This is a genomic window from Planktothrix serta PCC 8927, assembly GCF_900010725.2.
In the GTDB taxonomy this organism is placed as follows: domain Bacteria; phylum Cyanobacteriota; class Cyanobacteriia; order Cyanobacteriales; family Microcoleaceae; genus Planktothrix; species Planktothrix serta.
Window position 1 is genome coordinate 128,065 of sequence record NZ_LR734879.1, and the last position, 11,308, is coordinate 139,372.

The 11,308-nt window shown below is 38.2% G+C and carries 8 protein-coding genes and 1 CRISPR repeat array; of the genes, 5 read left to right on the top strand and 3 right to left on the bottom strand.

The features are described from left to right. The first annotated feature begins 18 nt into the window (after positions 1 to 18). A complete protein-coding gene (locus tag PL8927_RS21760) occupies positions 19 to 1,065 on the top strand; it encodes a glycosyltransferase 61 family protein (RefSeq protein WP_083625553.1) in 1,047 nt (348 codons plus the stop codon). 28 nt (positions 1,066 to 1,093) lie between these two features. On the opposite strand, the gene malQ is transcribed toward PL8927_RS21760, so the two are convergent. Further along, the gene (gene malQ / locus PL8927_RS21765; protein WP_083625554.1) at positions 1,094 to 2,602 is read right to left on the bottom strand and encodes a 4-alpha-glucanotransferase; all 1,509 of its coding nucleotides are present in this window, start codon (positions 2,600 to 2,602) and stop codon (positions 1,094 to 1,096) included. Positions 2,603 to 2,852: 250 nt separating this feature from the next. Here malQ and PL8927_RS21770 point away from each other — a divergent pair, with 250 nt between their 5' ends. The 4 genes from PL8927_RS21770 (at position 2,853) to PL8927_RS21785 (ending at position 7,084) form a co-directional block, all read left to right on the top strand. Beyond that, positions 2,853 to 3,323 (top strand): hypothetical protein, encoded by a 471-nt coding sequence (locus PL8927_RS21770; protein WP_156093280.1) that lies wholly within the window; start codon positions 2,853 to 2,855, stop codon positions 3,321 to 3,323. Between the two features lie 174 nt (positions 3,324 to 3,497). After that, positions 3,498 to 3,650, top strand: a complete 153-nt coding sequence (locus PL8927_RS21775) for a hypothetical protein (protein ID WP_156093281.1) — start codon at positions 3,498 to 3,500, stop codon at positions 3,648 to 3,650. A 189-nt stretch (positions 3,651 to 3,839) separates the two neighbouring features. After that, positions 3,840 to 4,781 carry an NAD-dependent epimerase/dehydratase family protein gene (locus tag PL8927_RS21780; protein WP_083625556.1) on the top strand — a complete coding sequence of 314 codons (942 nt, stop codon included), beginning with the start codon at positions 3,840 to 3,842 and terminating at the stop codon, positions 4,779 to 4,781. A gap of 128 nt (positions 4,782 to 4,909) precedes the next feature. Continuing rightward, positions 4,910 to 7,084, top strand: a complete 2,175-nt coding sequence (locus PL8927_RS21785; protein WP_083625557.1) for a serine/threonine-protein kinase — start codon at positions 4,910 to 4,912, stop codon at positions 7,082 to 7,084. 286 nt (positions 7,085 to 7,370) lie between these two features. Beyond that, positions 7,371 to 8,787: a CRISPR direct-repeat array (repeat unit 37 nt; unit sequence GTTGCAATAACCAATAATCCCTATCAGGGATTGAAAC). A gap of 63 nt (positions 8,788 to 8,850) precedes the next feature. Here the strand turns inward: PL8927_RS21785 and pgsA are convergent. Both pgsA and PL8927_RS21795 read right to left on the bottom strand, forming a co-directional pair. Beyond that, positions 8,851 to 9,360 carry a CDP-diacylglycerol--glycerol-3-phosphate 3-phosphatidyltransferase gene (pgsA, locus tag PL8927_RS21790; protein WP_083625558.1) on the bottom strand — a complete coding sequence of 170 codons (510 nt, stop codon included), beginning with the start codon at positions 9,358 to 9,360 and terminating at the stop codon, positions 8,851 to 8,853. A gap of 98 nt (positions 9,361 to 9,458) precedes the next feature. Then, complete coding sequence (locus tag PL8927_RS21795) at positions 9,459 to 11,261, bottom strand: acetate and sugar kinases/Hsc70/actin family protein (RefSeq protein ID WP_083625559.1); 1,803 nt, start codon at positions 11,259 to 11,261, stop codon at positions 9,459 to 9,461. Positions 11,262 to 11,308: the final 47 nt, after the last annotated feature.

Consider the following 11,308-nt stretch of genomic DNA (forward strand, 5'->3'; position numbering starts at 1 on the left):
GTATTTCATCGAGATAATATGATCAATTTAGCTCTCTTAAAACAGCGTGGATTGCGTCTTTTAAACGGACGAAAAAGCTATAAAGATTTATCTGACAAGCAATGGACTCTTTCTCCGGGTCAGAGTTTAATTTCTCCACCTGCAATCTATTTACCTGGAGAACTTGATAAGGTGACAGGTGTTCCCATAGAAACAACCTATGCAAATGAATTGCAACGAATACAAGGGGGAATAACTCAACACGCAGCAACAACAGCTTATCGACTAAGTGATGTACAAATTCACAGGGGATATATTTATAAAGGAGCCATGAAATTCCCTTTGACAACGACAAAAGAATCGTGGTTTAATCAAAGTGAAACAGAGTATATTTCTGAAGCAGCGCTGGCTTGTACCTTTTGTGGAAACCTTTATTTTGGTCATTGGATGACCGATGATGTTATTTTGAATTTGGCGGCGCGGGAATTAGCAACAGCCATCAGAACAGATCAGAAACTTAGTCCTAATCAAATTGAATATAGCCATCTGTTTGAGATTAATTCCACTCCTGTTAACCACGCTAAATTTAAGGAATTGATCATTATTGAAGATTATGGACAAAATCAATTTAAACGCGAACGATATCAATATATCCGAGCTAAATTAAAACAGCTATATTCGCCTTCAGTCCGTCCCGGTGTGATGTTATTGCGGGGAAAGTCAGGTATTCAAAGATATCTATTAAATGAGGATGAAATTGCTGAATTTCTGAGAAATCAAGGCTTTACTATTATTGACCCAGAAAACACCCCCGCACGGGAAATTGTGCGTCAAACTTTAGGGGCAAAAATTATTGTTGGGGTTGAAGGAAGCCAATTAGCAAATGGATTATTTACAGTAGCAGAAGATGGCGTTATTCTCACATTACAACCGCCTTATCGATTTAATAATGTCTATAAAGGTCGATCAGATTGCTTAGGAATTCAATATGCTTTTGTGGTCGGTAAACAGGTGGATAGTGGATTTGAAATCAGTATAGAAAACTTGACAAAAACTCTGGATAAAATTAATTCAAGACGGGTGTAGGTGAACTACCTACACCCCAGACCTACTTTCATCGACCATATAGTTGATTTAACTTTAACAACTGATGGCTTAATTCTTCAGTTAATAACTCAGAACTTTGATAACGCCAACGCCAATTTCCATCGTTATGACTGGGATCATTCATTCTGGCACTATGCCCTAAATTTAACATATCTTGTAGGGGAATAATGGCTAAACTAGCAACAGAACTTAAGGCTAAACGAATCATCACCCAGTTAATATTTGTGATGTCATCTGGGGAAGAATACCCTAAATATTCTGCTAAATGTTGTTTTTCTTTTGCACTTGCAGTTTCCCACCATCCCAACGCCGTATCATTATCATGAGTTCCCGTATAAACTAAACAATTTTGAACATAATTATGGGGAAGATGCACACTATTAGCATCCCCTCCAAAGCCAAATTGTAAGATTTTCATCCCCGGAAAATGGTAATGATCTCGTAATTGTTCAACTTCGGGAGTAATAATTCCTAAATCTTCCGCTAAAACAGGTAAATTTCCCAGTTCTTGTTGAAGTAAATCAAAAAATTCATAACCCGGCGCTTTAATCCATTCTCCATTCATTGCATTTTTGTCGCCTCCCGGAACACTCCAATAAGCTTCAAAGGCTCGAAAATGATCAATGCGGACATAATCTGCATATTGCAGCGTAGTTTTAAATCGTTCAATCCACCAAGCAAATTTTGTTTTTTGCATTTCCTCCCAATTATAAATCGGATTCCCCCAAAGTTGTCCCGTTTCACTAAAAAAATCGGGGGGAACTCCGGCAATATACAAGGGTTCTAAGGTTTCAGGATGCAGTTGAAATAGATCGGGATTTGCCCAAACTTCAACACTATTATGGCAAACATAAATAGAAATATCGCCAATAATTTTAATCCCTTGTTGATTGGCATAGCGACGCAATTCTTCCCATTGTTTAAAAAAGATAAATTGCAGGAATTTATGATATAATATAGGTTGTTGTAGTTCTTCTATTTTAGCGTTTAAGGCATTAGGATCTCGATGGGCTAAGGCAGGTTCCCAATAATTCCAGGCTTTGCTTTCATTCGCATCTAATAAAGCCATAAATAAGGCATAATCGTTTAACCAAGAAGCGTTTTTTTGGCAAAAAATTTCAAATTCGGCAGGGGGTTGATGATCGAATTGTTTTTTAAAGCTAGTGTAAGCTTTTTGGAGATAGATGGTTTTGTGAGGAATAACTTTGTCAAACTTAACTTGATTTCGGTCTTCTTCTTCTAAGGGAATAATTTCTTCAGCTTTTAATAATCCTTCTTGGGCTAATTGTTCTAAATTAATCATTAAAGGATTACCCGCAAAGGTACTATAATTCATAATATAAGGAGAATGTTCATCTGTTGTTGGCCCCAAGGGTAGGATTTGCCAAAATTTATGACCACTCCGCTTTAAAAAATCAATAAATTCATAAGCTGATTTTCCCAGATCTCCAATTCCATGTTGACTAGGAAATGAGGTCGGATGAAGTAAAATCCCACTGGAACGCTGAAATAACATCACAATTTTTTATTAATTTTTCATCTTTACAAAAATAGCATAAATTGAACTACTCAGCATCTTTCTAACGATAGGGAAGTGTTTAAATCTGCTATCCCCTTCTGGAGACGCGCCATGGCACGTCTCTACTCAATTGGTCGTTTAAATGTATCGTTGCTTCAACTTCCGGTTACTGTCGAGCAGAAATTGATATGATTAAATGAGTAGTCTCTTAATCAATAGCCATCTTATTCAACACAAGGTTAAATTTATGATCAAATTTCTTAATCTTTTTCCTAGCTTTTTATTAACAGGTTGTTTCAGTATCGGGAGTATTTTTTTATCCTTATCCTCTGTCCAAGCTCAAGATGCTGTGGATATTCCAGTAATTCAAGGAACTCCTGCCCAAACCTATACGCCGGGGGCTTGGCAACCTGTAGCAAGAATTAATCCCAATCAACCTGTAACCGTTACGATTTTGAATCAAACTGGATATAATTTAGAAACTGGATTAACGACCGGAAAAACTAACACCCAAATTGCTCCTAGTGGCAGTTATACGATTAATAATGTCCCGAAAAATTCTCATATTGTGATTAATTCTATAACGAGGGCTGCTGTTCTCGATTATAGAATTGATGTGCAGGATAATGTCGTTAATGTTACTATAAAAACGGCGGCGGGTGTGGCGGGAGATAATGCGATTAATATCCAAGATACCGGAGCAATTTATATTTATTAATCGCTGTTTTTGGGACTGTAGAGTTTGGGACGGAACTGACTGATGACGCTGTACGTCAGTTCAAAACGCCTAAACTCTATCTAAAGAATTCAGTCACTAGGATGAGGAAAAAGTAGAGGATTTTAGGCATACTATAGCCAAATTAACTCAATAAACCCTTTACTAAAATTTAATATGAAACGTTTATATTATGTCGGGTTATTCACAGCAATCATGATCTTCCTATCGGTATTACCCGGTATTGTTTATCAAATCTTTTTTTCATCCAAATCTGAAATTCCGGCGCAGCTTGATTCCCCTCATCATGCCGTTTCTCCCCAGGTTTGACTTGATCAATCACTTGATTCTCAGTAACAAATTACGGACTCAACCCCCTTCAATCAGTTGACGACTGTACCCTTATTTGATATGAATATTAAATAGGGTAATTAATAACCCAAAGTGAATAGAAACACACCAGGATGAGAATTGCCTGTTGTGGTGTTGGTCAGAATTAAACTTTTTTAGGGGATAGAAATGCGAATTTTAATCATGGGCGGAACCCGATTTATCGGAGTTTATTTAACGAAACTTTTAGTTGAAAAAGGGCATGATGTTGTTCTATTTAATCGAGGAAAAAAACCTGCACCTATTGAAGGAATTCAACAAATTCATGGCGATCGCACTGATTCTAACCAAATTCAAGATAAATTAGCCCATGAAGAATTTGATGCCATTTTTGATAATAACGGACGAGAACTTAATGATACCAAACCTTTAGCCGATTTATTCAAAGATCGGGTGAAACATTTTGTGTATATGAGTTCAGCCGGAGTTTATTTAAAGTCTGATCAAATGCCTCATATTGAAGGAGATGCTACTGATCCCAAAAGTCGTCATTTAGGCAAATACGAAACCGAGAGTTATTTACAAGCAGAAAATTTACCCTGGACATCAATTCGCCCTACTTATATTTATGGGCCGTTAAATTATAATCCCTTAGAATCATGGTTTTTTGATCGCATTGTTGCGGGTCGTCCGATTCCTATTCCCGGTAATGGATTTCATCTCACCCAATTAGGTCATGTTCAAGATTTAGCAACAGCAATGGCAGCCGTTTTAGGAAATGAAAAAGCCCTAGGTCAAGTATATAATATCTCAGGAGAACGTTATGTTACCTTTGATGGTTTAGCTAAAGCTTGTGCTGTTGCTGCGGGAAAATCCTTAGATTCTATTCAACTAATTCATTACGATCCCAAACAGTTTGATTTTGGCAAACGTAAAGCATTTCCGATGCGAGTTCAACACTTTTTTGCCGATGTTCATAAAGCGATAGAAGATTTAAACTGGAAACCTGAATTTGATTTAGTTTCTGGTTTAAAAGATTCTTTTCAAAATGATTATTTAGCCAGAGGACTCGATCAAGCGGAAGTTGATTTTTCGACGGATGATGAAATTATTAAGGCGGTTTCTGCTTAAGAAATTGTGATTCTGGAGACAGTTTTAGGGTAGAGAGGCAAAATTTTAAGTCTCTACCCCCAACTGTCAGTTAAAATAAACCCAGGCGTAACTCAACGCTCAACATCCGCAATCAAAATTATCAGGATATGCTGGGAACTACACTGGGCGGACGGTATCACATTCTACAATCATTAGGGGGTGGAGGATTTGCGCGTACCTATCTCGCGGAAGATCGTCAACTTCCAGATCGCCATCAATGTGTGGTTAAACAACTAAAACCCCACGCCACGAACCCAACAACGTTACAAATTGCACGGCGTTTATTTGAAACAGAAGCTCAGGTTTTATATCGTTTAGGATATCACGAACAAATTCCCCAATTGTTTGCTTTTTTTGAAGAAGATCAAGAATTTTATCTCGTTCAAGAGTTTATAGAAGGTCATGATTTAAGTCAAGAATTAATTCCGGCTTTTTCTATTCCTTCCACCCAACCGCCTCAACAACCATCGATTCATTCTAGTGTAACTCAAGTTATCCCAAATCCCCTAAAAGGACGATTTAATGAAGCGGAAACTATTATTCTGTTGCAAGATATTTTAAAAATATTAGATTTTGTCCATAAACAGAATGTAATTCATCGAGATATTAGTCCTAAAAATTTAATTCGTCGTAAAAAAGATAATCAATTAGTCTTAATTGATTTTGGAGCGGTTAAACAAATTACGACTCAAATGTTGAATTCTCCCGGACAAAGTTGTTTGAGTGTGGGAATTGGAACACCGGGTTATATGCCCAGTGAACAAGCGAGGGGAAATCCGAAACCCAGTAGTGATGTTTATGCAGTAGGAATGATTGGAATTCAAGCCTTAACTGGAATTGCGCCCCATCAATTACCAAGTGACCCTGATACCGAGGAAATGATTTGGCAAAATCAAGCGATTGTGAGTCCAGAATTTGCTGAAGTGATCAATAAAATGGTACGCTATGATTTTCGACAACGATATAGTTCAGCAACGGAAGCTTTAGAGGCAATTAAAAGCCTAAATCAACCCACTATGGCAACAATTCCAGCTATTCCTCTTTGGCTTAGACCGTTAAAAATTCAACCTTCAAAACCTAAAATTTATGGGATAATTCTGTCAATATTAGGGTTAATTGGGTTAGGGACGGGAACCGGAATATATTTATGGCAATCTCTACAGTCTTCTAATGCAATAGGACTCCATCATCAAGGCAATACTTTATATCGATTAAACCGTTATCCAGAGGCTTTAAAACGGTATGATCAAGCTCTTAATTTAATGCCAACTTATAAAGAAGCCTGGAAGGATAAAGGTCAAATTCTCTATCAGTTAGAACAATATTCCCAAGCTCAAGAAGCTTATGATAAAGCCATTCAAATTGACCCGAATTATACGGAAGCTTGGATAGGTCGAGGGAAAGTTCTCAACGCTTTACAAAACTATCCTGATGCTTTAACCGCTTTTGAACAAGCAATTAAACAAAATCCCGATGCGATAGATGCTGGGTTAGGAAAAGGGAATGTTTTACTCAGTTTCAAACGTTATGAAGAAGCAATTCAAGCCTATAAAGAGGTTTTAGATCGGTTTCCTTCTTCCTTTGAAGCTTTATATAAAACCGGAAAAGCTTATCATGATTTAGAAGATTATGAACAAGCTTTTAAAGCTTATGATCAAGCGGTAGAAGTTAAAATCAATGATCCGAATGCCTGGTATAATCGAGGAAATGTTTTAATGCAAATGAAACGCTATGGAGACGCCCTAGAATCTTACGATAAGGCGGTTCGTTTTAATCCTAATTTTTATCAAGCTTGGTATAGTCGGGGTAATGCTTTATTGAAAAAAGACAAGGAAAAAGAAGCAATTGAGTCCTTTCGACAGGCGGTTAAAATTCAACCCAACTATTATCAAGCTTGGTATAGTTTAGGGTGGTCACTCCATCAACTTCAACGTTATGAAGAAGCAATTACAGCTTATAATAAGGCGTTGGAAATTAACAAAAATGATCATTTAATGTGGTATAATATTGGGAATTCTTTATATAATTTAGGTCGTTATCAAGAGGCGATCGCATCCTATGATGAGGCGATTTATCAAAACACCAATCATGCTGAATCTTGGTATAGTCGGGGGAATGCTTTTGTAAACTTAAACCAATATCCAGAGGCGATTTCTTCCTATCAAAAAGCGTTACAATATCGTCCTGATTATCGGGAAGCAACTCAAGCCAAACAACAAGCTGAAAAACAACTTCAAGAGCTTAATACAAGTCCCAATTCAACGAGTGAGACAGGCGGTTAAGTTAGGGTCTGGAGTTTACCCAGATATCCTGTTGTTGGCGACAACCTGTAGCTGTTCAAAACTGATGGAGGAATTTTGGGGCTGAAACCGTTGTCTGTTGAGGGTTTGAACTGTGTTGATTGTCTTTGGAGGTTGTCGTAACTCTTGAAAACCATACCATCCAAGAGTTTCAGCGTTTTTTTGTTTTTGCCTCTTGTCAAGTCGAGGGCTGAAATGATATATTTAGATCAGGTTGCCGCGATCGCACCTTGAAAACTTCATAAATTAAGGGTTTCAGGAGCCTGCGGTTGCAATAACCAATAATCCCTATCAGGGATTGAAACGCAACGACTCCGAAAAGTAACAAAGATGGGGGCGGCGTTGCAATAACCAATAATCCCTATCAGGGATTGAAACTGGACTGGCCGCAGAAAAACTAATGTATTGATTGTTGCAATAACCAATAATCCCTATCAGGGATTGAAACAAGAATTTCTCTTGCACACAGAGCCAACTCCTACCGTTGCAATAACCAATAATCCCTATCAGGGATTGAAACCTTCCAACGAAGGCGGAGCCATTTTTTATCGGGTTGCAATAACCAATAATCCCTATCAGGGATTGAAACCAGTAGAACACTGGACTGCTTATTTATCAAATTTTCTAGGTGTTGCAATAACCAATAATCCCTATCAGGGATTGAAACCTGACTCTGTGAAGTACAGTGTTTTGATCGTATAGAAGTTGCAATAACCAATAATCCCTATCAGGGATTGAAACAAACACGACCTGCTAAAGGCTGCGGTACGGGGTATGTTGCAATAACCAATAATCCCTATCAGGGATTGAAACTTATTATGTAAACACAAGCCCATTACAAGTGTTGGTTGCAATAACCAATAATCCCTATCAGGGATTGAAACTCCTTAACCGTATTTTTGTAATCCTGCGAAATATCCGTTGCAATAACCAATAATCCCTATCAGGGATTGAAACGTAATTCTGTTGTTGCCATATAATTAAGATATTGCGGTTGCAATAACCAATAATCCCTATCAGGGATTGAAACTTGATTTTGTTGATGTTTAGGGCTATAAAAAGAAAGTTGCAATAACCAATAATCCCTATCAGGGATTGAAACAAAACATTAGCCCTGATTCCACTCCACAGAATCAGTTGCAATAACCAATAATCCCTATCAGGGATTGAAACCTATCTGCCGCTTCCCCGATTGAATGAGAGTTTTGTTGCAATAACCAATAATCCCTATCAGGGATTGAAACGGAATTGTGGCAACCGGAGTAGGTATCAGCAAATGGGGTTGCAATAACCAATAATCCCTATCAGGGATTGAAACAGACAAATCAGCTTCGGCAAACCAAGTACCTTTAGTAAGTTGCAATAACCAATAATCCCTATCAGGGATTGAAACTAAAGCTATTCTAGCCGACGCTTGCGGGGTCATTTGTTGCAATAACCAATAATCCCTATCAGGGATTGAAACTCTGATGAATTTTGAGAGACTTCTGACGAGATTAGTTGCAATAACCAATAATCCCTATCAGGGATTGAAACAAAATCCGTTTGCAGTCGCGGGGGTCATCCCCTAGTTGCAATAACCAATAATCCCTATCAGGGATTGAAACTTATTACAACCGACTTGCTTTATTCAATAAAAATTGAGGTTGTTGCAATAACCAATAATCCCTATCAGGGATTGAAACTCTATTATTAAAATCCATTTAATCCGTGTTCTAAAAGGGGGAATTGAAGCCCTGAAGGGCTTACTACTGTTGGGGTTGAGGAATCAAATAAATTAAACCAGAAATTAGAGTGAATCCGACAGAAATCCAGAATAAAATTAAAGTATAAAATTGCCAAACTTCAGGTAAAGGAGCAATTAAAAAAGCGATCGCTAAAATTTGACTCACTGTTTTTAATTTACCCCAAATATTCGCCCCAGAAATTTGAGTTTGATTCACCCGCCATCCCGCAATTGTAAGTTCCCGTGCTAAAATTAAAAAGACTCCCCAAGCGGGAATTTGTCCTAATTCTATAAAGGCTAATAAAGGCGCGAAAACTAATAATTTATCAACCAAAGGATCAAGAAATTTTCCTAAATCTGTGACTTGATTGAGTTTTCTAGCTAAATATCCATCTAACCAATCTGTACTCGCGACAACCAAAAAAATTCCTAAACAAATCCAACGATTAGTAACCGTTGGATCATGTAAACCATATAATAAAAAGGGGACTCCGAATAAACGGGAAACTGTAATCCAAGTGGGTAAATTCATAAATCAGTTATCAGTTATCAGTTATCAGTTATCAGTTAAGAAGCTTACAATTGATTAACTCTTAACTCCTAACTTTTAAATCTTACACTAATCAGTGATTAATGATAACTGATAACAGATTGTGGTTCTTCCCAGGTTTGATGAGAATTCCGGGTTAACTGGCTTAAATATTGCCGAGTGATATCTGCACGGTCTAAACTTAGAAAATAATTGTGATCTACATCTTGATAAAATAACGCACCTTCGAGTAATCCTTGATAATCAGGATTTTCTTGAGATTCTTGAGTTAACCAAATCGCCTCAGAAGTTGAAGGAATTAAACCTGGGGGTAATTTTCCCTTTAAAATTGCCACAATTCGATCCTGACAAGAACGGGTATTTATTCCTCGACTTTCTAACAGTTGATTCACTTCGGCTAAAGATAAAGGTTGTTCTTGAAACACCCGCAAAAGTTCAGCTAAAAGAAAATAATCACTGTATTGATGTCGGGACACATCCAAAACTTGAAAATAAAGGGGTAATACCGCCAAACCCCAGGCTAATCGACTACAATGGGAATAATTATTATCCTGATTTTCTGGCTCACGGGGACTATCTTGAGTAATCAACGCATTCGGTAATTTTTGGCGTAACCAACGGCTAAACGTCGGCCAAGTGCCATTTCCTCCGGTACAAATGGCTTGATTAATTCCCACAGAAGAAATCCCTTTAAGACTCAAAAGATGATTCAGTTCTCGATTTAACTGTTGTACAAAGGGAATCAAAACCTTTTGTTCTAAATCCCGTTGAGAAACCTCCCAAGAATCCCCATTTAGTGTTAAAATATAGCGATCGCTGTGTTGAAGTTGAGATTTTAAAATTTCTGCTATTTCTAATAACTTTAATCCCCCCTCGGAACTGTGTAAAAGCTGTTGTAAACGATAACGTTTTTCTAAATCCGGTTGTCCGGGTTGGGGAAATTCTAAATCAGAAATCTCGAACTGTTGGAACGGTGAACCCTCTGGCTGAATCAACAATTGAGTGATAATATCCTGAGTTAAAGCATCTCCACCATAAACTAAATTATGACAAACTACCTGGGGTGTTGCTGTTAAATTTTGGGGGAGGGTTGCTACTGCCATTTCAGTTGTTGTCGCACCCATATTAATCATTAAAATTGTGCTATTGGGTTCAGGAGGATTGAGGTAAAATTGATATAATAAAGTAGCGATCGCATCCTCAAGAATAAAAATCTGTTCGGGATGTTTGACAATTTCAGCCGCTAATACAGCCTCCCGAAGATTAAACCGATAGGCCTCTGTTGCTCCCACCGGACAGCCTAAAATAATTCCCCCTAAAGCCATTAACGCCTGCTGGAATTCACTGCCATCAAGTCCCACAGCACCGAGGCGATAAGTATTCGGTAAAGCCATCAGGGGAAGGGTTTCCCGGTTTCGTGACCTAATGCCAGAGGTGCCCCGACCCTGCAAAACCCGACTGGGATTTAACGTAGATAATAAAGCCGTCCACGCTTCCCGAAATCCCCCCAAGAAGATAGACTGTTGTTGCGACCACTGAATCATCGGAACCCCCGTTAACCCAGAGACATCAACAGATTGGTGATAGGGAATTGCCAGATTTAATAAGGGTTTAAAATGTTGTAAACGGGTGGGAGTTGCCTCCTCCTGAGAATCTAAATAATAGACTTGACACCGAAGACGAAATGTGAACGGAAAATCCTCAACTTCCGAGAGTTCCGTCTGTTCCGCTTGCCAATAAATCGGATAAACTTTGTGAGTTTCCCGATGTAACAAAGCGGCGGATAATCCCGTCGTTCCCAAATCAACTCCCAAATACCATTGAGTCTGTCCCCTCGACAATTGTAAAACGGAAATATCCGTCTCCATACCAAAATCCGGCATAAAATTAATCAGTTATCAGTCAACAGTTATCAGTCAACAGTCAACAG

Excerpts from the sequence above, each read along its gene's own strand:
- PL8927_RS21795 (WP_083625559.1), bottom strand. The coding sequence starts at position 11,261 with ATGCCGGATTTTGGTATGGAGACGGATATTTCCGTTTTACAATTGTCG.
- PL8927_RS21780 (WP_083625556.1), top strand. The coding sequence starts at position 3,840 with ATGCGAATTTTAATCATGGGCGGAACCCGATTTATCGGAGTTTATTTA.
- PL8927_RS21760 (WP_083625553.1), top strand. The coding sequence starts at position 19 with ATGATCAATTTAGCTCTCTTAAAACAGCGTGGATTGCGTCTTTTAAAC.
- PL8927_RS21775 (WP_156093281.1), top strand. The coding sequence starts at position 3,498 with ATGAAACGTTTATATTATGTCGGGTTATTCACAGCAATCATGATCTTC.
- PL8927_RS21770 (WP_156093280.1), top strand. The coding sequence starts at position 2,853 with ATGATCAAATTTCTTAATCTTTTTCCTAGCTTTTTATTAACAGGTTGT.
- malQ (WP_083625554.1), bottom strand. The coding sequence starts at position 2,602 with ATGTTATTTCAGCGTTCCAGTGGGATTTTACTTCATCCGACCTCATTT.
- pgsA (WP_083625558.1), bottom strand. The coding sequence starts at position 9,360 with ATGAATTTACCCACTTGGATTACAGTTTCCCGTTTATTCGGAGTCCCC.
- PL8927_RS21785 (WP_083625557.1), top strand. The coding sequence starts at position 4,910 with ATGCTGGGAACTACACTGGGCGGACGGTATCACATTCTACAATCATTA.